23 protein-coding genes are annotated in these 22,041 nt (G+C 66.8%); 20 read left to right on the top strand and 3 right to left on the bottom strand.

Going from position 1 to position 22,041, the window contains the following annotated elements; translation table 11 throughout:
* Positions 1-153: 153 nt before the first annotated feature.
* The 7 genes from AC6JAC_RS14675 to AC6JAC_RS14645 all read left to right on the top strand — a co-directional run bounded on the left by AC6JAC_RS14675 (position 154) and on the right by AC6JAC_RS14645 (position 5,839).
* Entirely contained in the window at positions 154-1,740 is a 1,587-nt protein-coding gene (locus AC6JAC_RS14675) for a molybdopterin-dependent oxidoreductase (protein WP_497966832.1), read from the top strand.
* Between the two features lie 120 nt (positions 1,741-1,860).
* Positions 1,861-3,090, top strand: a complete 1,230-nt coding sequence (locus tag AC6JAC_RS14670; RefSeq protein WP_497965201.1) for a molybdopterin molybdotransferase MoeA — start codon at positions 1,861-1,863, stop codon at positions 3,088-3,090.
* Positions 3,078-3,572, top strand: a complete 495-nt coding sequence (gene moaC, locus AC6JAC_RS14665; RefSeq protein ID WP_497965199.1) for a cyclic pyranopterin monophosphate synthase MoaC — start codon at positions 3,078-3,080, stop codon at positions 3,570-3,572. Before AC6JAC_RS14670 ends, moaC begins: the two co-directional genes overlap by 13 nt.
* Positions 3,569-4,093 carry a MogA/MoaB family molybdenum cofactor biosynthesis protein gene (locus AC6JAC_RS14660; RefSeq protein ID WP_055798383.1) on the top strand — a complete coding sequence of 175 codons (525 nt, stop codon included), beginning with the start codon at positions 3,569-3,571 and terminating at the stop codon, positions 4,091-4,093. Before moaC ends, AC6JAC_RS14660 begins: the two co-directional genes overlap by 4 nt.
* Positions 4,083-4,538 (top strand): molybdenum cofactor biosynthesis protein MoaE, encoded by a 456-nt coding sequence (locus tag AC6JAC_RS14655; protein WP_028271957.1) that lies wholly within the window; start codon positions 4,083-4,085, stop codon positions 4,536-4,538. Before AC6JAC_RS14660 ends, AC6JAC_RS14655 begins: the two co-directional genes overlap by 11 nt.
* Positions 4,539-4,592: 54 nt before the next feature.
* Positions 4,593-5,351, top strand: coding sequence for a 4-hydroxy-tetrahydrodipicolinate reductase (gene dapB, locus AC6JAC_RS14650; RefSeq protein WP_028271956.1), 759 nt, complete (start codon positions 4,593-4,595; stop codon positions 5,349-5,351).
* A gap of 5 nt (positions 5,352-5,356) precedes the next feature.
* Positions 5,357-5,839 (top strand): hypothetical protein, encoded by a 483-nt coding sequence (locus AC6JAC_RS14645; protein ID WP_028271955.1) that lies wholly within the window; start codon positions 5,357-5,359, stop codon positions 5,837-5,839.
* Here the strand turns inward: AC6JAC_RS14645 and AC6JAC_RS14640 are convergent.
* Positions 5,836-7,071, bottom strand: coding sequence for a heparan-alpha-glucosaminide N-acetyltransferase domain-containing protein (locus AC6JAC_RS14640; RefSeq protein WP_497965196.1), 1,236 nt, complete (start codon positions 7,069-7,071; stop codon positions 5,836-5,838). The genes AC6JAC_RS14645 and AC6JAC_RS14640 overlap by 4 nt on opposite strands.
* 67 nt (positions 7,072-7,138) lie before the next feature.
* Between AC6JAC_RS14640 and AC6JAC_RS14635 the strand changes: the two genes are divergently transcribed.
* The 7 genes from AC6JAC_RS14635 (at position 7,139) to AC6JAC_RS14605 (ending at position 15,116) form a co-directional block, all read left to right on the top strand.
* Positions 7,139-7,519 carry a hypothetical protein gene (locus AC6JAC_RS14635; RefSeq protein ID WP_497965194.1) on the top strand — a complete coding sequence of 127 codons (381 nt, stop codon included), beginning with the start codon at positions 7,139-7,141 and terminating at the stop codon, positions 7,517-7,519.
* 78 nt (positions 7,520-7,597) lie between these two features.
* Positions 7,598-8,506 carry a 4-hydroxy-tetrahydrodipicolinate synthase gene (dapA, locus tag AC6JAC_RS14630; protein ID WP_028271953.1) on the top strand — a complete coding sequence of 303 codons (909 nt, stop codon included), beginning with the start codon at positions 7,598-7,600 and terminating at the stop codon, positions 8,504-8,506.
* A gap of 43 nt (positions 8,507-8,549) precedes the next feature.
* The gene (locus tag AC6JAC_RS14625; RefSeq protein ID WP_028271952.1) at positions 8,550-10,241 is read left to right on the top strand and encodes a ribonuclease J; all 1,692 of its coding nucleotides are present in this window, start codon (positions 8,550-8,552) and stop codon (positions 10,239-10,241) included.
* 200 nt (positions 10,242-10,441) lie between these two features.
* On the top strand, positions 10,442-13,381 hold the full coding sequence (locus AC6JAC_RS14620) for an FtsK/SpoIIIE family DNA translocase (protein WP_028271951.1): 2,940 nt from the start codon (positions 10,442-10,444) through the stop codon (positions 13,379-13,381).
* A gap of 9 nt (positions 13,382-13,390) precedes the next feature.
* The gene (gene pgsA, locus AC6JAC_RS14615) at positions 13,391-14,032 is read left to right on the top strand and encodes a CDP-diacylglycerol--glycerol-3-phosphate 3-phosphatidyltransferase (protein WP_497965191.1); all 642 of its coding nucleotides are present in this window, start codon (positions 13,391-13,393) and stop codon (positions 14,030-14,032) included.
* Positions 14,029-14,523, top strand: coding sequence for a CinA family protein (locus AC6JAC_RS14610; protein ID WP_028271949.1), 495 nt, complete (start codon positions 14,029-14,031; stop codon positions 14,521-14,523). Before pgsA ends, AC6JAC_RS14610 begins: the two co-directional genes overlap by 4 nt.
* Before the next feature lie 140 nt (positions 14,524-14,663).
* The gene (locus AC6JAC_RS14605; RefSeq protein ID WP_028271948.1) at positions 14,664-15,116 is read left to right on the top strand and encodes a helix-turn-helix domain-containing protein; all 453 of its coding nucleotides are present in this window, start codon (positions 14,664-14,666) and stop codon (positions 15,114-15,116) included.
* Between the two features lie 86 nt (positions 15,117-15,202).
* Here AC6JAC_RS14605 and AC6JAC_RS14600 read toward each other — a convergent pair whose 3' ends face one another.
* Positions 15,203-15,712: a MarR family winged helix-turn-helix transcriptional regulator gene (locus tag AC6JAC_RS14600; RefSeq protein WP_028271947.1), complete on the bottom strand. Its 510-nt coding sequence runs from the start codon at positions 15,710-15,712 to the stop codon at positions 15,203-15,205.
* A gap of 41 nt (positions 15,713-15,753) precedes the next feature.
* Here AC6JAC_RS14600 and AC6JAC_RS14595 point away from each other — a divergent pair, with 41 nt between their 5' ends.
* The 6 genes from AC6JAC_RS14595 to dapF all read left to right on the top strand — a co-directional run bounded on the left by AC6JAC_RS14595 (position 15,754) and on the right by dapF (position 21,350).
* On the top strand, positions 15,754-15,978 hold the full coding sequence (locus AC6JAC_RS14595; protein WP_028271946.1) for a DUF3046 domain-containing protein: 225 nt from the start codon (positions 15,754-15,756) through the stop codon (positions 15,976-15,978).
* A 189-nt stretch (positions 15,979-16,167) separates the two neighbouring features.
* Entirely contained in the window at positions 16,168-17,223 is a 1,056-nt protein-coding gene (gene recA / locus AC6JAC_RS14590; RefSeq protein WP_028271945.1) for a recombinase RecA, read from the top strand.
* A gap of 97 nt (positions 17,224-17,320) precedes the next feature.
* Complete coding sequence (locus tag AC6JAC_RS14585; RefSeq protein ID WP_043439089.1) at positions 17,321-17,812, top strand: regulatory protein RecX; 492 nt, start codon at positions 17,321-17,323, stop codon at positions 17,810-17,812.
* 17 nt (positions 17,813-17,829) lie between these two features.
* Entirely contained in the window at positions 17,830-19,398 is a 1,569-nt protein-coding gene (miaB, locus tag AC6JAC_RS14580) for a tRNA (N6-isopentenyl adenosine(37)-C2)-methylthiotransferase MiaB (RefSeq protein ID WP_028271944.1), read from the top strand.
* Between the two features lie 3 nt (positions 19,399-19,401).
* Positions 19,402-20,373, top strand: coding sequence for a tRNA (adenosine(37)-N6)-dimethylallyltransferase MiaA (gene miaA / locus AC6JAC_RS14575; RefSeq protein WP_497965187.1), 972 nt, complete (start codon positions 19,402-19,404; stop codon positions 20,371-20,373).
* 32 nt (positions 20,374-20,405) lie between these two features.
* Positions 20,406-21,350 carry a diaminopimelate epimerase gene (gene dapF / locus AC6JAC_RS14570; protein ID WP_497965185.1) on the top strand — a complete coding sequence of 315 codons (945 nt, stop codon included), beginning with the start codon at positions 20,406-20,408 and terminating at the stop codon, positions 21,348-21,350.
* On the opposite strand, the gene AC6JAC_RS14565 is transcribed toward dapF, so the two are convergent.
* A complete protein-coding gene (locus AC6JAC_RS14565) occupies positions 21,331-21,945 on the bottom strand; it encodes a class I SAM-dependent methyltransferase (RefSeq protein WP_028271941.1) in 615 nt (204 codons plus the stop codon). The genes dapF and AC6JAC_RS14565 overlap by 20 nt on opposite strands.
* Positions 21,946-22,041: the final 96 nt, after the last annotated feature.

Raw genomic sequence — 22,041 nt, 5'->3', positions numbered from 1 at the left:
GGGGCCAACCATCACGCCCGTGACACCGGCGGATCTCACGGAATCCCGGCGGATCGCCACTGAAGCCGGAAAAGGCGCCCCGCGCGAGTGCCCCGAACCTATGCTGGAGTAGTGAACAAGTCCCAGTCGGCAACAGTCCGGCTCCCGGCGGCCATGCCGGCAACAGCCGCGGCAAGGTGGGCCGCTGCCGCCGGTGTTGTGGCCGTAGCCGCGGGAGTGGTGGTCGGCGAGCTTGTGGCGGCCCTCGTGAGCCCGGCGCTGTCGCCCATGACGGCCGTTGGCGGTGCCGTGATCGACGCCGTTCCGCCAGCCGTCAAGGACTGGGCGGTCTCGGCGTTCGGTACCGCGGACAAGTTGGCGCTGCTCGTCGGCATGGGGCTGGCCATTGCGGCGCTGGCTGCACTGGCCGGCCTTCTGGAATGGCGCCGCCGCTACGCCGGGTTTGCGGTCATCTCCATCTTTGGCGTTGTGGGCCTCGTGGCGGTACTGGGCCGCGCCCAGGCGTCCGGCAACGCCATGGTGCTGCCCCTGCTTGCCGCGGCAGCCGCAATCCTGGTGCTCCGGTGGCTGATGTCGCGCCTTCGCGACTGGGACGCGGCTTCAGCCGCCGTGCCAGCGCCTTCAGCGGCCGTGCCAGCGCCCCCGGCGGCCGCGGCGTCACCTGCCCAGGCCGGCCGGCGCCGGTTCCTGCAAGCACTTGGCGGAGGGGCCGTCGTCGCGGCCGTTGGCGGAGGGCTTGCCGCAGCGTTGCGAGGAGCCGCTGTCGGAGTCAGCGAATTCCGCAGCAAGCTTGCCCTGCCGGCCGCCGCGTCTCCGGCTCCGCCGGTTCCGGCGGGCGCTGCGCTGAACCTTGACGGCATCAGTCCGCTGGTGACTCCCAACCGGGACTTCTACCGGATCGACACCGCCCTCACGGTTCCGGCAGTGGACCCCGACTCCTGGGTCCTCAAGGTCACGGGCATGGTGGAACGGGAGATTGAACTGGATTTCGCCACGCTGCTGTCCAAGCCCATGATTGAACGCCACGTGACCATCGCCTGCGTCTCCAACGAAGTGGGCGGTGACCTGATCGGCAATGCGCTGTGGCTGGGATGGCCGGTCCGCGACCTGCTGGCCATGGCAGGGCCGCGGAGCGGTGCGGACATGGTGCTGTCCCGCAGCAAGGACGGCTGGACGGCCGGCACACCGCTGGAGGTCCTCACCGACGACCGCGATGCCCTGATCGCCGTCGGGATGAACGGCGAGCCGCTGCCTCTTGAGCACGGCTTCCCGGTGCGGCTTGTGGTGCCGGGCCTGTACGGCTACGTTTCCGCCACCAAGTGGCTCACTGAGCTCAAGGTGACCAGGTTCGCTGACGACGTCGGCTATTGGACGCCCCGCGGCTGGAGCGAACGCGGACCCATCAAGACGTCCTCGCGCATCGACGTTCCGCGCTCCGGCCGCCCGGTTCGTGCCGGAACGGTGGCCTTCGGCGGCGTCGCGTGGGCCCAGCACACCGGCATCGGCAAGGTGGAACTTCGCGTCAACCGCGGCCCCTGGCAGGCGGTGGAACTTGCGCCCGGCATATCCCGGGACACGTGGTACCAGTGGCAGCTGTCGGTGCCCCTGACGCCCGGGCAGTACGAGATCCAGGTCAGGGCCACGGACCTGAACGGTGCACCGCAGATCGAAGAGCGTGCCCGGGTGGCTCCGGACGGCGCCACCGGATTCCACACCATTAGAGTTGACGTGACGCCGTAACGGGCCGAACGTTTCGCGGGAACGACCGCAGCGGCGGAACGCCGCAGTGAACCCGACGCCGCAGTGAACCCGACAACGCAGTGAACCCGACAACAATGCCCGGACCAAGGTAAGGAACGCATGCACCGCACCGACGACGGGCATCAGGCCCGCACTGTGGAGGCCCACCGCGACACCGTGCGGGAGCTGCTGGCCCACCTCCCCGGAACCGGCCGAACCGAAGAACTGCCGCTCCTGGCGGCGCTGGGGCGCGGGCTGGCTGTGGATATCCCTGCTCCCGTGGACCTGCCGCCGTTCGACAACTCCCAGATGGACGGCTTTGCCGTCCGCAGCAGTGACATTGCCGACGGCGGGGCGAACCTCACGGTGGTGGCGCCCATCCCGGCCGGTGCCACCGCGGCCGCCCTGGAGCCGGGCACGGCCGCCCCCATCATGACCGGCGCCATGATTCCCCCCGGAGCCGACGCCGTCGTGCCCATTGAGAGGGCCGTTCCCGATTCCTTCCCGGACCCCGGAACGGCGGCCACGGTCCGGCTGCCGGCAACGGAGCCGGGCACCTACGTCCGGAACGCGGGCAGCGATATCCGCTCAGGGGAGCTGGCGCTCGCCGGCGGAACGTTCCTGGGCCCGGGCCAGCTGGGGCTCCTGGCGGCACTGGGCGTCACCGGGGTCAGCGTGCACCGGAAGCTGAAAGTGCTCCTCGCCACCACGGGGGACGAAGTGGTGGAACCCGGCGGCCGGCTGGCACCCGGCAAGATCTACGACGCCAACGGCACGCTCTTGGAAGCAGCCATGAGCCAGGCCGGGCTGGATGTCCAGCGGGCAGCGATCTCAACGGACAGTCCGGAGGAACTCGCCGCCATGCTGCGGGAGCGCGCCCCCCACGTGGACCTGATCGTCACCACTGGCGGCGTCAGCAAGGGCGCCTACGAAGTGGTCCGGCAGGCCACGGCGGACCAGGACGTGGAATTCCTGCATGTGGCCATGCAGCCCGGCGGCCCGCAGGGAATCGGGCGGTTCGACGGGGTTCCGTTCATCGGCTTCCCGGGTAACCCGGTCAGCTGCCTGGTCTCCTTCGAGATATTCCTCCGTCCGGTCCTCAGCTCATTGTTCGGGGCGCCGGCGCCGAGGCCAGCCATCCGGGCCCGGCTGGCGGGGCCGGTGGAGTCACCCGCGGGCAAGCACCAGGTCCGGCGCGGAACCCTCCTGCCGGACGGCACGGTCCGGCTGGAAGGGGGCGCAGGATCGCACCTGGTCCATGCCCTCGCCAGCTCCAACGCCCTCATCCATGTCCCGGTGGGGACTTCTGCGCTCGCCGCGGGCGCAGAAGTGGAAGTATGGACGCTGTGAACACTGAGGACAATGCTGCCGGGCTGACGCATCTGCGCAGTGACGGAACAGCGCAGATGGTTGATGTTTCCGGCAAGGCCGAGACCACGCGGGAGGCCACAGCCACCGCCACGGTCCGCACCACCGCGGAGGTGCTCGCCCTCCTGGGCGCGGGCGACCTGCCGAAGGGCGACGCTTTGGCGGTGGCCCGCGTCGCAGGAATCATGGCCGCGAAGAAGACCCCCGAGCTTATCCCGCTGTGCCATCCGCTGCCCATCTCCAAGGTCACCGTTGACTTTGAACTGGGCCGCGATTCGGTCATGGTGCTGGCCACCGTCAAGACACGGGGCGTGACCGGCGTCGAAATGGAAGCCCTCACAGCAGCATCGGTGGCGGCACTGAGCGTCTACGACATGATCAAGGCAGTGGACAAGCACGCCGTCTTGACCGATATCAGGGTGCTGGCCAAAAGCGGCGGCAAGAGCGGGGACTGGACAGCATGAGCAGCTTTGGACAGCAGCCCGAACCGCACCGCCACGGAGAGGCCACCGGCCGGAAGGCCGGCGTCGTTATTGCCTCCAACCGGGCCGCTGCGGGCATCTACCGCGACGAAACCGGACCGGTGATCACCGACTGGCTGACGGAGCACGGCTTCGAGACGTTCCCGGCCATGGTGGTGCCCGACGGCGAGCCCGTGGGCGCCGCGCTGCGCGCCCTCCTCACGCAGCACCCCGCGGTCATCATCACCAGCGGCGGGACCGGACTCAGCCCCGATGACCTGACCCCTGAGATGACGGTGCCCCTGCTGGACCGCGAGATTCCGGGGATCATGGAGGGTATCCGGCAGGCCGGCCTGGCGAAGACGCCCATGGCGATGCTGAGCCGCGGACACGCGGGCGCGGCGGGTCGGACGTTCATCGTCAATCTTCCCGGATCACCCAAGGGAGTCATGGACGGCCTGGGCGTGCTTGATCCGGTCATCACCCACCTGTGCGACCAACTGGAAGGCAGCCATGAGCACTGAAACCGGATTCGAGATCGTGAACGCCGTGTTGAGCGCGGAGCCCATCTCCGTGGCGCAGGCTATCGCCGCTGTGGAATCGGACACGGCGGGCGCCGTGGTCAGCTTCAGCGGAGTGGTCAGGAACCACGACGGCGGCAAGCCCGTTGAGCGGCTCAGCTACAGTGCGCATCCGACCGCCCACCAGGTGATGGCCGACGTCGTTGCCCGGCTGGTGGCCGAACATGCGGGCGACGGCGGCGAAACAGTGCGGATCTGGGCCGCGCACCGGGTGGGCATGCTGGAAATCGGCGACCCCGCACTGGTGTGCGCCGTGTCCGCCTCGCACCGCGGCCAGGCGTTCGACGTGTGCTCGGAGCTCGTTGACCGGATCAAGGCGGAGGTGCCCATCTGGAAGGAACAGTTCTTCAGCGACGGGACCGTCGAATGGGTCGGGGCCGGGGCCTAGTAACCTCCCGTCCCGGTTCATCCGGGCGGCGGGCCCGACGGTAGGGTTAAGCCCATGACCGAACAACTTGCCGTCGCCGTCCTGGGCGCGAACGGGCGCATGGGCGCCGAGGCCGTGAAAGCCGTGGAAGCGGCCCCCGACATGAAGCTCGTAGCGGCCCTCGGACGCGGTGATTCCCTGGAGCAGCTGGTGGACGCCGGCGCCCGCGTTGTGGTGGACCTGACGGTCCCGGAAAGCACCGAAGCGAACGTCCGCTTCGCCGTCGAACACGGCATGCACGCCGTCGTCGGCACCACCGGCTGGGACGCCGGCAGGCTCGGCGAACTTGAGGAACTGCTGGGCCGCAGCGCCGGCGTGGGCGTCCTTATTGCCCCGAACTTTGCGCTCGGTTCCGTGCTGGCGTCGGCGTTTGCCGCCAAAGCCGCCAAATACTTCGAATCGGTGGAAGTCATCGAGCTGCACCACCCGGACAAGGTTGACGCGCCCTCCGGCACCGCGGTCCGCACCGCACAGCTGATCGCAGCCGAACGCGCCGCCGCCGGCATCGGCGCCAGCCCGGACGCCACCACCACCGAACTGGCCGGTGCCCGCGGCTGCGATGTGGACGGCATCCGCGTCCACAGCGTGCGCCTCCGCGGCCTGGTGGCCCACCAGGAAGTCCTCCTCGGCGGCCCGGGGGAGCAGCTGACCCTGCGCCACGACTCCTTCGACCGGGCTTCGTTCATGCCCGGCGTGCTGCTGGGCGTGCGGAACGTGGCCGGCCACCCCGGACTGACCGTGGGCCTGGACGGCTACCTGGACCTCGGGGTCTGACGGCAATGGGCAATGTCCTCACCGGACTGAAGAAGAACCGCACCAAGATCTGGGTCGGCGCGGTGACGCTCCTGCTGGTCTTCTATTTGGTGGTGTCCTTCCAGCGGTCCGTGCTGCTACTCACCGACCCTAACCCTGTGGCGAAAGCCATTGGCGCCGCCTACCTGGTCCTGCCGGCCATTGGCGCCTGGGCGCTGGTCCGTGAACTGCTTTTCGGCGCCCGGACGGAACAGATGGCCAAGGTCCTTGAAGCCGAAGGCGGCCTGCCGGTCGACAACCTGCAGCGCACACCCGCCGGCAGGATCGTGCGGGAATCGGCAGACGCCGAGTTTGAGAAGTACCGCACCGAAGCCGAAGAAGCGCCGGACGACTGGCGCTCCTGGTTCCGGCTGAGCTGCGCCTATGACGCCGCCGGCGACCGCAAACGCGCCCGGGCATCCATGCGTGATGCCCTGAAGCTGTTCCGCGGGGGCAACAAGACCGCCTAGCGGATTCCCGCCCGCTGGTAGCGGCCCACCTCGCTGGCGGCGTGCGCCACCCATTCCAGCGGGCCCCTCCAGTTCAGTGCCGCCAGCGAGCCTCCGATGAGGACGGCGGTCAGGGCCTGCGCCGCATAGACACCTTCCGGTGTCCATCCCGCCGGCAGCGGCTGCAGGTACATGGCGGCCACCAGGCACACATGGGCCGTGTACAGGGTGAGGGTCATGGCCCCTGCGCCCCGCAGGGGGAGCAGGAGGTCCAGCGCGAGCCAGTCGCCCAGCCTGCCCAGCAGCAGGCAGGCGCCCACTACGGCGGCGGCGACGGCTGACGTGTGGAGCAGGTCCAGCGATGTGCCCGAATGCGGTGCGCTGCTGGCCAGCCACCACCAGGAGCCCGATTGCTCCACCCCGGCAAGGTTCACCTGCAAAAGGCTGTCCAACGGGTAGCGGGGGTCCGCGAGCTGGGCCTGCAGCGCCTCCTTGCCGCCCCACGCATCCATCGTCAGCACTCCCAGCCACTTGGCCAGCACGGCCACCACGGTGCCGCCGGCCAGCAGCAGCACCTGGACGGCCATCCTGGTCAGTGCCAGCCGGCCGATCACCAGCCCGATCAGCAGGTAGCTCAGCCATTGCAGGACCGGGTAGTAGCCGGTCAGGAAGATGTCCCCCAGCAGGCGCCCGGGAGTGGTGAGATCGTCCCAGTTGGGGTTGTGGCCCAGCTGGAGCGGCGGGGTAGGGGCAAGCAGCCACGGCCGCAGCAGGTAGGCCAGCACGGGCGAGCCCAGCACCCAGCCGGCAGCCAGTGCGCAGAGCGGCTTGATGCTGAGCCCGATGAACGGGAGGACGCACAGGAACAGAACGGCGTAGTGGACCAGGATCACCGCGACGTTCACTTCCAGCCCGCCGAGGAAGAGCCCGACGACGGCGATCACCAGGGCGCGCAACGCTATGCCTCGGCGTGCGCCGCTCAGCTCCGGGCCCTGGGGCGGATGCTGCTTTCCGGTGGACAGGGCGAGGCCGATCCCGGCCAGGACGGCAAACAAAGCGGCCGCCCGCCCCGAGAAAGCCAGCCCAATCCACGTGGGTGTCAGCTGCGCATTGGCTTCGAACGTGGGAAGCAGGTGCGTGGCCATCATGCCGAGCAGCGCCAGCCCCCGGGCAGCATCGATTCCGGTGAGTCGGGTCGTCTTGGTGGTGCCTTTGGCAGTCCGCGAGGGTGAAGCAGTGCCACGGGAGGTCATGAGCCGATCGTCTCATATCCGGCTGAAAGCCCTTGCGTTCGAATATATGTTCGAATACCATCGATCCATGAACAATGCACCGGAACGCCAAGCGCATGAAGGCAGGGCACCTCAAAGCAGGGCGCATCAGGACGCTGCTGCGGGCCCGCTCAAGGCGATGAGCCCGGGTGTGGTGGACTATCTCTTCCGCCAGCTTGTGGCGGGAGAACCCGCCGAGGATGTCCAGTGGGGCAGTGAAGGTGTCGCACTCTCGGCCCAGCCGCCCGGCGCCGAACTGGCGCGCAGGCTCTCCGAATGTGACGTTGATGCCCTCACGCCCACGGAACTCTTCCACTACGTCCGGGCCGCCCAGCGGCTGGCTACGTGGGCAGAGTCGCTCCGGGAAGACGCCGTGGGCCGCTACTGCGGCGCTCCCCGGCAGGGGCCCGTCCGCAGCCCCCAAGAGTGACCCGCCCGGGCCGAATTTGACGATCGTCACGCCGCCGCCATTGTCCTAACAAGGCGGGGACAGGGTAACGTTTTTCCTATGGCTGAGACTTCCGCGAATAACCCTGCATTTGGCACCCTCCTGACCGCAATGGTCACGCCGTTTACTGAGGACGGCAAAGTGGACTACCAGCAGGCGGCGGAACTGGCCGTGAAGCTTGTCGATGACGGCTGCGACGGACTGGTCGTCACGGGAACCACGGGCGAAACCTCCACCCTCACCGACGAGGAGAACGTGGGCATGTTCCGTGCGGTCAAGGACGCTGTCGGCGGCCGCGCCGCGATCATCGCCGGCACCGGAACCAACGACACCGCACACTCCGTCCACCTGTCCAAGCAGGCAGCCGAGGTCGGCGTCGACGGACTGTTGATCGTCACCCCGTACTACAACAAGCCCAGCCAGGCCGGTGTGCGCGCCCACTTTGAGACGATCGCCTCCGCCACCGACGTTCCCGTGATGCTCTATGACATCCCCGGCCGTTCCTCCATCCAGATTGCTCCGGAGACGATGATCCGCCTCTCCGAGCACCCGAACATCGTTGCCGTCAAAGATGCCAAGGCCGATTTCGCCGCCGCCACCCGCGTTATGGCGAACACCGACCTCCTCTTCTACTCCGGGGACGACGGACTGACCCTGCAGTGGATGGCGCTGGGCGCTGTCGGGCTCGTGGGCGTCACCACGCACGTTGCCACCCGCCGGTTCCGCGAGCTGATCGACGCCGTCAACGCGAACGACCTCGGCACCGCGCGGAAGATCAATTTTGAACTTGAACCTGTTATCCGGGCCACGATGACCCGCGTGCAGGGGGCCGTAGCGGCCAAGCAGATTCTTAAATGGCAGGGAGTCCTGCCCAACTCGGTTGTCCGTTTGCCCCTCGTGGAGCCGGACGAAGCCGAGATCGCAATCATCCGCGAGGATTTGGCGGAAGCAGGAATGGTCTTTTCCTGATCGGCAAAGACCATCCCTGCTTTCGCCCGGAAAGTAGAGCACTATGACCCAAACCGCCCTTCCCGGCCTTGTTACGCCGCCGAAACTGCCCAAGGACACCCTGCGGATCGTTCCGCTCGGCGGCCTGGGGGAGATCGGCCGCAACATGACCGTCTTCGAAATCGACGGCAAGCTGCTCATCGTCGACTGCGGCGTCCTCTTCCCGGAGGAAACCCAGCCCGGCGTCGACCTGATCCTGCCCGATTTCTCCTACATCGAGAACCGCCTCAATGACATCGTTGCCGTCGTCCTGACCCACGGCCACGAGGACCACATCGGCGCCGTTCCCTACCTGCTGCGCCTGCGCGCCGACATTCCCCTGATTGGCTCCCGGCTGACGCTGGCACTCATCGAGGCGAAGCTGCAGGAACACCGGATCAAGCCGGTCACCCAGATCGTCACCGAGGGACAGGTGCAGAAGTTCGGCCCGTTCGAATGCGAATTCGTGGCCGTCAACCACTCGATCCCCGACGCCCTCGCCGTGTTCCTCCGTACCTCCGGCGGCACCGTGCTGCACACTGGCGACTTCAAGATGGACCAGCTGCCGCTGGATGGCCGCATCACCGACCTTCGCCACTTCGCCAAGCTGGGCGAAGAGGGCGTGGACCTCTTCATGTCGGACTCCACGAACGCCGACGTGCCGGGGTTCACCACCGCCGAGAAGGAAATCGGCCCCACCCTGGACCGTCTCTTCGGCCAGGCCTCCAAGCGCCTGATCGTCGCCTCCTTCTCCTCGCACGTGCACCGGGTCCAGCAGGTCCTCGACGCCGCAGCCAACCACAACCGCAAGGTTGCCTTCGTGGGCCGCTCGATGGTCCGCAACATGGCAATCGCCGAGAAGCTTGGCTACCTCGACGTGCCGCCGGGCATCCTCGTCGACATCAAGAACATCGACAACCTGCCGGACAACCGCGTGGTGCTGATGTCCACCGGGTCCCAGGGTGAGCCGATGGCGGCACTGTCCCGCATGGCCAACGGTGACCACCGCGTCGTCGTCGGCCAGGGCGATACCGTCATCCTCGCCTCCAGCCTGATCCCGGGCAACGAGAATGCCGTCTTCCGGATCATCAACGGCCTGCTCAAGCTGGGCGCCGATGTCATCCACAAGGGCAACGCCAAGGTCCACGTCTCCGGCCACGCCGCGGCCGGGGAACTGCTGTACTGCTACAACATCCTCGAACCGCTGAACGCCATGCCGGTGCACGGCGAGACCCGGCACCTGATTGCCAACGGCAAGATCGCCCTCGAGTCCGGCGTGCCGGACGAAAGCATCCTGCTGGCGGACAACGGCACCGTCATCGACCTCCGTGACCACCAGGCCGACGTCGTAGGCCAGGTTGAAGTGGGCTTCGTCTACGTTGACGGCTCCAGCGTTGGCGAAGTCACCGAAGCTGACTTGAAGGACCGCCAGACCCTCGGCGATGAAGGCTTCATCTCCATCATCACCGTGATCCACCGCGCCACCGGCAAGGTGGTCTCCGGACCGGAAATCCACGCCCGCGGCGTGGCTGAGGACGATTCCGTCTTTGACGAAATCATTCCCAAGATCAATGCTGCCCTGGAAGAGGCCGTGCTTAACCACACGGACCACACCACACACCAGCTCCAGCAGGTTGTCCGCCGCGTTGTCGGCACCTGGGTCAACCGCAAGCTTCGCCGCAAGCCCATGATCATTCCGGTGGTGCTTGAGGCGTAAGCGCCCGGGATTGTTCGACGGGGCCCTCCCCGCAGGAAAGTGAGCCTTCGGGCCGCCGCCTGCGGGGGAGGGCCCCGTCGTTTAAGCCGCGTGGGTCCGGCCCGACGACACCGTGCTGCCGCCTTCCCCTCCGCAACATGCATCCCGGAACGCCCCGGAAATCCGCGGTTTTTTGCCCGGCTTCGGGTACCGTGGCGGGTATGGCGACACGTACCTCCTCCGCGCCTAGAGGCAACTCAAGCGGCAAGTCAGGCAGCTCAGCGGGCAGGGGCTCCGGCTCCGCTGCGTCCAAAACCAGCCGGACCGGAGGATCGTCGGGCACGGCACGGACCCGCCAGATGGCAGCTGTCGAGCCCCGTCAGCCGTGGCTCGTGCGGGTGGCCGCAGGTGCGTGGCTCGGCATCGGGCACGTCGTCGGCGGCGGCGTCCGGCGGATCGGCCATGATGTCAGCGACCTCGCCCCCGAGGACCGCCGGGACGGGGCAGCCCTCTTCAACCTTGCCCTGGGCGTATTCGTGGCGACCTTCGCCTGGTGGGGCTTCAAGGGATGGTTGCCGGACACCGTGTTCGCGATCGTCAACGGCACCTTCGGCTGGATGTCCCTGCTGCTGCCGCTCATGCTGTTCGTCTGCGCCTTCCGGCTGTTCCGCCAGCCTTCGGACGGGCGCGGCAACAACAGGATCGGCATCGGATTCCTCATCATGACCTTCGCCGGCTGCGGCCTGGCCCACGTCATTGGCGGACAGCCCACGGTGACGGACGGTTTCGACGGCCTGCGCCAGGCCGGCGGCATGCTCGGCTTCCTGGCCGCCTCGCCGCTGGCAGCCCTGCACACGGCCGTGCCCGTGGCCGTCTACAGCCTGCTCGCCTTCACGTCCGTCCTGATTGTGACCGCCACCCCGTTCGGCGCGATTCCCCGCCGGATCAGGGACGCCTACGAGCACCTGATGGGCATCGACCTGCAGGAACCCGGCGATGGCCACGACCGCAGTTACCTCTACGAAAACGCGGGCCAGGCAGCGCCGAAGAAGAAGCGGCGCAGCCGGCTGTTCGGCAGGGACCCCGAGACTGACCCCCGCCTCGAAGGGTATGTGGGCGACGAGGCCTTCGAACATGCCGTCATTGACGACGACGACCCGGCCGGAACCGCCGACGGCACCAAGGCAGGTGGCAAGGCTCCCCGCCCGGCACCCGGCGTGCGCCGGCCCACGCAGGCTGAAATCGCCGTCGAAAAGATCAAAGCGGCCCAGGGTCTGGGCACCAGGGATGCCAACGGCGAGCATGCCACCGAGGCCATCCCGCTTGTCACCCCGGGCATGGTCGCCGCCGGGTCCCTCAATCCCGCCGCACCCGCGGGTGCAGCCGGCGCCGCAGCCGTTGCCGCGGCCGCGCAGGTCCCCTCGCGTCCGGTCGCCCCTGCGCCGCTGCCCACGCCGATACCGCAGCGCACGGAGCAGCTCTCCCTGGCCGGCGATGTGACCTACACCCTGCCGTCGTCGGATGTGTTGACTCCAGGCTCCATCCCCAAGGAGCGCACGGAAGCGAACGACGCCATCGTGGCGTCCCTTACCGACACCCTGAACCAGTTCAACGTTGACGCGCAGGTCACCGGTTTCAGCCGCGGGCCGACTGTCACACGGTACGAAATCGAACTGTCCGCAGGCACCAAGGTGGAGCGCGTCACCGCGCTGTCCAAAAACATCTCCTACGCCGTCGCGTCCAGCGACGTCCGCATCCTCAGCCCCATTCCCGGCAAGTCCGCCATCGGCATCGAGATCCCCAACACGGACCGCGAGACCGTCTCCCTTGGCGATGTGCTCCGCAGCCAGAACGCCCGCCGGACGGACCACCCGATGGTGATGGGTGTGGGCAAGGACGTCGAGGGCGGCTACGTCGTGGCGAACCTCGCCAAGATGCCCCACCTGCTCGTGGCCGGTGCCACCGGTGCCGGTAAGTCCTCCTTCGTGAACTCCATGATCACCTCCATCCTCATGCGGGCCACCCCGGACGAGGTCCGTATGGTCATGGTGGACCCGAAGCGTGTGGAACTCACGGCGTACGAAGGCGTGCCGCACCTGATCACACCCATCATCACCAACCCCAAGAAAGCCGCCGAAGCGCTGCAATGGGTGGTCCGCGAGATGGACGCCCGCTACGACGACCTCGCGAACTACGGCTTCAAGCACATCGACGACTTCAACAAGGCCGTCCGCGCCGGGAAAGTCCACCCGCCCGTCGATTCCAAGCGCGTCATCAAGCCGTACCCTTACCTGCTGGTGATCGTGGACGAGCTCGCCGACCTCATGATGGTGGCCCCGCGCGACGTCGAAGATTCCATCGTCCGCATCACCCAGCTCGCCCGTGCCGCAGGCATCCACCTGGTCCTGGCCACCCAGCGGCCCTCCGTTGACGTTGTTACCGGCCTGATCAAGGCCAACGTGCCGTCCCGGATGGCGTTCGCGACCTCCTCCGTCACCGACTCCCGCGTGGTGCTGGACCAGCCCGGCGCCGAAAAGCTGATCGGCCAGGGTGACGCGCTCTTCCTGCCGATGGGCGCCTCCAAGGCAATGCGTGTGCAGGGCGCGTGGGTCACGGAGTCCGAAATCCACAAGGTGGTCGAGCACGTCAAGGGCCAGCTCAAGGCCGTCTACCGTGATGACGTCGCCCCCGAGGCGGAGAAAAAGCAGATCGACGACGACATTGGAGACGATCTGGAGGTGCTGCTGCAGGCCACCGAGCTGGTGGTCACCACGCAGTTCGGCTCCACCTCCATGCTGCAGCGCAAGCTGCGCGTCGGTTTCGCCAAGGCCGGCCGCCTGATGGACCTTCTCGAGTCCAGGGGAGTGGTGGGCCCCTCCGAGGGCTCAAAGGCGCGCGACGTGCTGGTAAAACCCGACGACCTTGCCGCCGTCCTTGCCGCCATGAAGGGCCAGGAGGCACCGGCGTCGCCCGATTCCCAGACGGCGGCGCTGAGCGACAATGCCAACGCGAACATCGCCCAGGGCGGCTATGCCGAGGACCTTGTGGCGGCTGACCTGGACAACCGCACCCAGAACGTTGAGTACTACGACGGCGCCGACGGCAACTCCGGCGACGACGAAGACGGGTCCGAGGACGCCTGGTCCCTCACTGGACGGTAGCCTATGAGGGTGACTAGCACTGAAGCCGACAGCTCAGGCTCCGCCTCCGGGATCTGGAACCTTCCGAACATCCTGACGATGCTGCGGATTGTCCTGGTGCCGTTCTTCGTGTGGTTCCTCATCGCGGACGCGCCCGGACTCGACAGCCAGAACGGCCTCTGGCGCTGGGCCGCGGCCCTGACGTTTGCGGTTGCCATTTACACGGACAAGCTCGACGGCGACATCGCCCGCAGCAGGGGACTGATCACCGATTTCGGCAAGATCGCCGATCCGATCGCGGACAAGCTGCTCACCGGCTCCGCCCTGGTGATGCTCTCGCTGCTGAACGAACTGCCGTGGTGGATCACCGTCCTGATCCTCGCCCGCGAATGGGGAATCACGGCACTGCGGTTCTTCGTCATCCGGTACGGCGTCATCCCGGCGTCGCGGGGAGGCAAGCTGAAGACTGTGGTGCAGACCGTTGCGATCCTGCTGTACGTGGTCCCGCTCGCCTCACTGGCCCCGTGGCTGGGAGTGTTGGCTTTCCTGGTGATGCTGGCGGCCGTGGCCATCACCGTCTGGACAGGCGGCCAGTATGTTGTCGAAGCGCTCAAGCTGCGCGCGAACGGCCGGCGCGCAGCCAGCCAACGCGTAAAAGGAGAGCTGCCATGAGTAACCTGCACCGCATCGCCGAACAAGCAGTCAACGGTGCCATTGGCCGCGGACTGACCGTGGCTACCGCCGAGTCGCTGACTGCCGGCATGGTGGCGGCGGTCCTCGCCGATACCCCCGGCGCCTCGGGAATGCTCCAGGGCGGCGTGGTGTCCTACCAGAACTCAGTCAAGGCGGACGTGCTTGGCGTACCCGCCGAACTGCTCGACGCCGTCGGATCAGTGGACGGCGATGTCGCTAAGGCGATGGCAGCCGGGGCGCGACGGGTCTGCGGAGCGGACATCGGTGTGTCCACGACGGGTGTCGCCGGGCCGGAACCCCACGGCGGCAAGGCCGTGGGGACAGTGTTCGTCGGTGTCGCCACCGCGGACGGCGCGAGGTCGTTCGGCTACGTTTTTGAAGGCAACCGCGCGGACATCCGCGGCCAGGCCTGCGCGGCTGCGTTGGAGCGGCTGCTGGAAGCCCTATCTTCCGAGGCTTACCCGGCGTAAAGTTGCCGGGAACAAAATTTGATTCCTAATAGTTGTTACATTGTGTCGCTTCCGAATATGGGAGGCGCCTAGGATGAGTAAATAATTATGGTTCGCCTGATGAGGGCGGACCTGACGTACGAGGGAGCAAGGCGATACAGATGGTAAAGCAGCCCGTATCCGTAAACGGCGTTGTCCGCTGGAAGGATGTGGGCCTCGCCGATCAGGCAAAGAGCGAACAGAAGGAGCGCAAGATGGTAGTACTTCGTCACGAAATCGGTGATGTTCTGCGCGACGTTCGCCAGCGTCAGGGCCGAACCCTCCGCGAAGTGTCACATAGTGCCCGGGTATCCCTGGGTTACCTCAGTGAAGTGGAGCGCGGCCAGAAGGAAGCCTCTTCGGAGCTGCTGTCTTCGATCTGCTCGGCCCTGGACGTCCCGTTGTCCAGCATGCTCCGCGAAGTGAGCGACCGCGTTGCCGTCGCTGAAGGCGTTGCTGTTCCGGATACCGTCCCGCAGGAATTCTCGCAGCGCTACGGCCGTGACCTTGACCGCGAACTCACTACCGACCTCTCTGACGAACTGGCCAAGGGACTGCTCTCGGGCGCCCGCTGACCGGCTCACGTCAGAACCTAGTCTTTACGCGTGACACGAAGGGCCTCCGGCTAAGCCGGAGGCCCTTTGTTGTTGCTTCGCCGTTGTTACTTCGCCTCGTCCTTCGGGAAGCCGTCCCGCTCATACGTGGCGTTGAGCTTTGCCATGTAGGCGGCAAGGGTCTGCAGGTCCTCCACCGGCCATTCCCCCAGCCGTTCACGGAAGACTTCGCGCCGGGCATCCTGGACCTGGTGCATCTTCTCCTCGCCCTTGGGCGTGAGCCGGATGGTTTGGGCACGGCCGTCGAGCGGGTCCGCTTCCTTGGACACCAGGCCGATGCTCTCCAGGAATGCGATCTGCCGGCTGACTGAGGGTTTGCCCACTCCGATGCATGAAGCGAGTTCCGTGAGCCTGATGGGGCCTTCCCTGCGGATGACGGTGAGCAGGCCATAGGCTGCCGGTTCCATGTCCGGGTGGACCTGCCGCGAGAGTTGCTGGGAGATGGAGCGTCCGCGGCGCCAGAACAGGCTGATCTGGTGCTCTACGGTCCGCAGGGCCGCGTCGACGCTGTTTTCGGTGGCCCCGGAATCAACGGGTTCCACAGCTGGGTTGCTCATGGCAACCATTCTATTGGCCGCAGGGGTGAGAGACTTTATCGGTGCGAATCAGCGACTTTTGGCGGCTAATGGACGATGAGTTCGGCGCGGGGTACTCCCGGGTCCTCAGCAGCTCACTGGTGCTGGCAGGCGTAGGCAGCCGGACAGCGGACCAGGCGCTGGCGGCGGGAGTCCCGCCGCGGCAGGTATGGCTCGCGATCTGCGACGTGCAGGACGTCCCGGCTGAGCGGCGGCTCGGCAGGGACATCAAGCCGTCCCGGAACTGAGCGTCCGCCGCCTGACACGCCGCAGGATTGTTCGAATATCTGTTCGGGTCGGGCTATGCTTTTTGCAGACCGTTTTCCACATACGCAATGTCATCCGGCAAGAATGTCGGTGGGTGCCGTTAGCGTCGGTGATGACAGACAAAGGGCCGGTCAGGCCACTCCACAGCGAGAAAACTAGAGGTGTGAACTATGGCGGCAGCCCCGGATCGTCAGAAGGCGCTCGACGCAGCGCTTGCACAGATCGACAAGCAGTTCGGCAAAGGCTCCGTCATGCGGCTGGGCGATGAAGTACGTGCTCCCATCGAGGTAATCCCCACGGGCTCCATTGCCTTGGACGTTGCCCTCGGAATTGGCGGCCTGCCGCGCGGCCGCGTCGTGGAAATCTACGGCCCGGAATCGTCGGGTAAGACCACCGTGGCCCTGCATGCGGTCGCGAACGCCCAGCGGCAGGGCGGCATCGCAGCGTTCATCGACGCCGAGCACGCACTGGATCCGGAATACGCCGCCAAGCTGGGTGTGGATACCGACGCCCTGCTGGTTTCCCAGCCGGACACCGGTGAGCAGGCCCTGGAAATCATGGACATGCTGATCGGCTCGGGCTCCCTCGATGTCATCGTCATTGACTCCGTGGCAGCCCTCGTGCCCCGCGCGGAAATCGAAGGCGACATGGGCGACAGCCACGTGGGCCTCCAGGCCCGCCTGATGAGCCAGGCGCTGCGTAAGATCACCGGCCGCTTGAGCCAGACCAAGACCACCGCCATCTTCATCAACCAACTGCGCGAAAAGATCGGCGTCTTCTTCGGATCGCCCGAGACAACTACCGGCGGTAAGGCACTGAAGTTCTACGCCTCCATCCGTATCGATGTCCGCCGCATCCAGACGCTGAAGGAAGGCGCCGACTCGGTGGGCAACCGGACCAAGGCGAAAATCGTCAAGAACAAGATGGCCCCGCCCTTCAAGATCGCCGAATTCGACATCATCTACGGCCAGGGCATCTCCCGTGAGGGCGGCATCATCGACATGGGCGTCGAGCACGGACTGATCAAGAAGTCCGGTTCGTGGTTCACCTACGACGGTGACCAGCTGGGCCAGGGCATGGAGAACTCCCGCCGCTTCCTGCGGGACAACCCGGAGCTGGCCGCCGAACTGGAGCGCCTCATCAAGGAGAAGCTGGGCGTCGGCGTCAAGCCGGCTGCGGCTGAAGCCGAGGCGTCGCCCAAGCTCAAGGCCGTTGACGGTTTCTAGGGGAGACCGGTCCGGCCGGACCGGGCCCAGCGGGGACCGGGCCGGGTTCTCCCGGGAGCCGGAGGCCGAACTGGACGCTGAGCCGGACCCGGCCTCGGTGGCGCGGGCCATTGTGTTGCGGCAGCTCACGAGCTCGCCCAAGAGCAGGCTGCAGCTTGCCCGCAAGCTCGCCGAACGCAACGTCCCGGAGGATGTGGCCGAGGCCGTCCTGGACCGGTTTGAAGAAGTCCGGCTCGTCGATGATGCGGAGTTCGCGGACATGTGGGTCCGGAGCAGGTCCCAGACCCGGAAGCTTGCCAAGGGAGCGTTGCGCCGCGAACTCGCGGACAAGGGCATCGAGGCTGACATTGCGGCACGGGCCCTGGAGCAACTCAGCGACGAAGCGGAGGAGTCCGCCGCACGCCAACTCGTCGAACGCAAGCTCAAAGGCTCTGTGGACCTCAGCGACCGCGCCGAGCGGGACAAGGTCACGCGCCGGCTGGGGTCAATGCTGGCGCGGAAGGGATACCAGCCCTCCCAGGCTTTCCGGATCGTGGGGGAGGTCCTCGACGCTGCCGCCGGTGAACCGGCGGCGGCAGACTTCCTGTGAACCGGTACCCTTAACAGGTGAGTTTGACCATTCCTTCCCCAGCGTCCGGCACCAGTACTTCCGCCAGCATCGAGGCAGCACCCGCGGCTGCCCCGCCGCGCACCTATCAGGTGCGCACCTTCGGCTGCCAGATGAACGTGCACGACTCCGAGCGGATGGCCGGCATGCTGGAAGACGCCGGCTACGTGCCCGCGTCGGGCGAGCACGCGGACGTGGTGGTGTTCAACACCTGCGCCGTCCGTGAAAACGCCGACAACAAGCTCTATGGCAACCTCGGGATGCTCGCGCCGGTCAAAGCGGCCAACCCCGGCATGCAGATCGCGGTGGGCGGCTGCCTGGCCCAGAAGGACCGCGAAACGATCCTGAAGAAGGCCCCCTGGGTGGACGCGGTCTTCGGCACCCACAACGTCGGCGCGCTGCCCGCACTCTTGGACCGCGCCCGGCACAACAACGAAGCGCAGCTCGAGATCCTCGAGTCGCTGGACGTTTTTCCATCCACGCTCCCCACGAAGCGGGACTCGGTGTATTCGGGCTGGGTGTCCATTTCCGTGGGCTGCAACAACACCTGCACGTTCTGCATCGTTCCTGCCCTGCGCGGGAAGGAAAAGGACCGCCGCCCCGGCGACATCCTCGCCGAAATCCAGGCACTCGTCGATGACGGAGCGATTGAAGTCACGCTCCTGGGCCAGAACGTGAACTCCTACGGGGTGGAATTCGGCGACCGGCAGGCCTTCTCCAAACTGCTGCGTGCCTGCGGTGAAATCGAAGGCCTCGAACGGGTCCGATTCACCAGCCCGCACCCGGCCGCCTTCACTGACGACGTCATTGACGCCATGGCTGAAACCGCCAACGTGATGCCGCAGCTGCACATGCCGCTGCAGTCCGGCTCGGACAAAGTCCTCAAGGACATGAAGCGCTCATACCGCTCCACCAAGTTCCTCGGCATCCTGGACAAGGTCCGGGAACGGATTCCGCATGCCGCCATTTCCACCGACCTCATCGTCGGGTTTCCCGGTGAAACCGAAGAGGACTTCCAGGCCACGCTTGATGTCGTCGAGAAATCACGTTTTGCGACGGCGTTCACCTTCCAGTACTCCAAGCGCCCCGGTACCCCCGCAGCGGACTTGCCGGACCAGCTTCCCAAGGCAGTGGTGCAGGAGCGCTTTGAGCGCCTGACGGCGTTGCAGGACCGGATTGCGGCCGAGGAGAACGCCCGCCAGCTGGGCCGCCGGGTCGAAGTCATGGTCACGGCGCAGTCGGGCCGCAAGGCGGAGGAAACCCACCGTTTGTCGGGCCGGTCGCAGGACCAGCGCCTCGTGCACTTCTCGGTCCCGGAAGGTGCGGAGACACCGCGCCCCGGCGACCTCGTGACAGTCACCATCACCGAAGCCGCGGCTTTCCACCTGGTCGCGGATCCGGCCTCGGCGGCGGACTACACCCTGCGCCGCTCGCGTGCCGGTGACGCCTGGGACAGGTCGCAGGCGGACTCCTGCGGTGTGCCGGTTCCCGGCAGCGGTTCCGGCGGGAACGGCGCCAAGAGCGGCGTGTCCCTCGGTATGCCGGCGGTCCCCGTCCGCCGCGGCTAGGCAATGATCAACCCTTCCGCGGACGCTCGCGGGGCAGAGAACGCTGACCTGCCCTCGGCGGCTGACCGCAATACCGGTTACCCCCGTCCTCCCGTCATCGCGGTGGTTGGCCCCACCGGATCCGGCAAATCCGACCTCGCCGTTGCCCTGGCACTGGCCCTCGACGGCGAAGTGATCAACGCGGACGCCATGCAGTTCTACCGCGGCATGGACATCGGCACTGCCAAGATCACGGCCGCGGAGCGCAGGGGAGTTCCGCACCACCTCCTGGACACCCTCGACGTCACCGAAGAAGCCAGCGTTTCGGATTTCCAGCGGGAGGCGAGGGCCGCCATTGCAGAGATCCAGGGGCGCGGAAAGCGGGCCATCCTGGTGGGCGGATCGGGCCTCTACGTCCGGGCCGCCCTCGACGTGCTCGAATTTCCCGGCACGGATCCGGCTATCCGCGGCCGCCTGGAAGCAGAGCTGGCGGACACCGGCCTGGCCCCGCTGCGCACCCGGCTGGAAGCGGTGGACCCGATTTCCGCCGGTCGCCTGGGTGACGCCCGCAGGGTGGTCCGGGCCCTGGAGGTCTTCGAACTGACAGGGCGTCCTTTCAGCTCCTTTATGCCCGTCCGGGAGTACTTCCAGCCGACGGTGCAGATCGGGCTCGAAGTGGACCGTGAGCTCCTGAAGGAGAGGCTGGCCCGGCGCGTCCACGCCATGGTTGCCGGCGGACTACAGGCCGAGGTGGAGCGGCTGGACGCTGCGGGGCTCCGAAACGGCAAGACGGCGTCCCGCGCACTGGGCTATGCCCAGTTCCTGAAAGTCCTCGACGGCGAATGGGATGCCGGCCAGGCCACGGAAGACACCATCACTGCCACGCGGAAATTCGCCCGGCGGCAACTCACATGGTTCAGGGCGGATCCGCGCATCAACTGGCTGGACTGGCAGGACCCGGACCTCGTGGCCAAAGCGGCGGCCCTCTGCGGCTAAGGACGCCCCCCGTCAACCGGTAACCTTGATCCATGGACGAAACCCTTGCACCCGCCCCTGACCGCACACTCCAGGGGCTGAGCGGCCTGGCCTTCTCCAAGGGCCATGGCACCGGCAACGATTTCGTGCTCGTTGCCGACCCCGAAGGTACCTGGCCGATTGCGCCCGAGCAGGTCGCGGAACTCTGTGACCGCCACCGCGGCATCGGCGGTGACGGACTGATCCGGGCCGTGCCTTCGCGTTTCCTCCCGGAGGGGCGGGAGCTGCAGGCAGTCCACCCGGATGCCGAGTGGTTCATGGACTACCGCAACGGTGACGGATCCCTGTCGGAAATGTGCGGCAACGGCGTCCGCGTGTTTGTCCACTTCCTCATCGCCGAAGGACTTGTCCGGCTCGGCACCGGCGATGCCCTGACCATCGGCACGCGCGGTGGCGTCAAGACGGTGGTGCGGACCGAAAACGGCTACGCGGTGGACATGGGGCCGTGGGAATTCATCTTCCCTGGCGAGGCCACCGCACGTGCCATGGACTCGCTGGTGACCGCGGACGGCCTGGAAGTGCCGCGCCCTGCGTTGTCCGTCAGCATGGGGAACCCGCACACCGTGGTGGCCCTGGCCGAACTCAGCGAACTCGAGGCCACACAGCTCTTCAAGGCACCGCACGTCGATCCGAAGCCGGCGAACGGCACCAACGTCGAGTTTGTCGTCCCGTCCGAGCCGATGGTCCACGACGGCGTCGGCACAGTCACCATGCGGGTCCACGAACGCGGCGTGGGGGAGACCCAGTCCTGCGGCACCGGCGCCTGCGCAGCAGCCGTCGCCATCCGGCACTGGGCCGGGCAGGGCGCGCCGGATGCCTGGAACGTGAACGTGCCCGGCGGCGTCGTCGGCGTTAAATTCTTTGCGGGCCCGGAAGGCCACGAACATGTGGAACTCAGTGGTCCCGCAGTGATCGTGGCTAGCGGGACGCTTTCCTGACCCGGATGATCCTGAAGGACTTCGAGGTGCTCTCGCGGGTGACGGTGAAGCTGCTGTCCAGTTCAGCGGCCAGCCAGCGCTGAAGCGAGTCGGAACCAAGGTTCTTCTGGACCACCAGCCAGGCGGATCCGCCTGCAGCCAGCCGGGGCAGCCACAGCAGCAGCAGGGAGTGAAGCTCGTCCTTGCCGATCCGGATCGGCGGATTGGACCAGATCGTGTCGAACAGGAGGCCGGGATCAACGGCGTCGGGCAGGCTGGCCGTGACGTTGTCCAGTCCCAGCAGGCCGGCGTTCTCGTTGGTCAGGGCGACGCAGCGCTCGTTGACGTCCACGGCGTAGACGTGCGCGTGGGGTGCCCGCAGGGCCATGGTCAGCGCGATGGGACCCCAGCCGCAGCCGATGTCCAGCAGGTTGCCCTGGGGTGACGGGGACGGCACGTCGGCCAGTAGTACGGCAGTTCCCTTGTCGATGCCGTCGGGGCTGAAGATGCCGCTGGACGTCTGCAGCCTGCGGGTTTCACCGGCAAGTTCCACGGTTAGCGGTTTGCGGGTGAACGGCCCGGCAGGCTGGGCGCTGAAATAGTGTGCAGACTCCATAACTCGCCAGATTAGTTGCCCGGCGCGCCGATGGGAAACGAGGACTGGAACGGGGCACGGAAACCCGTCTGCTAATGTTTAATCCATGTTCTTGAT

The organism is Arthrobacter sp. KUASC02 (assembly GCF_059739395.1).
The sequence above is the reverse complement of the archived record's forward strand: the minus strand, read 5'-3'. Positions and strand labels throughout refer to the sequence as shown.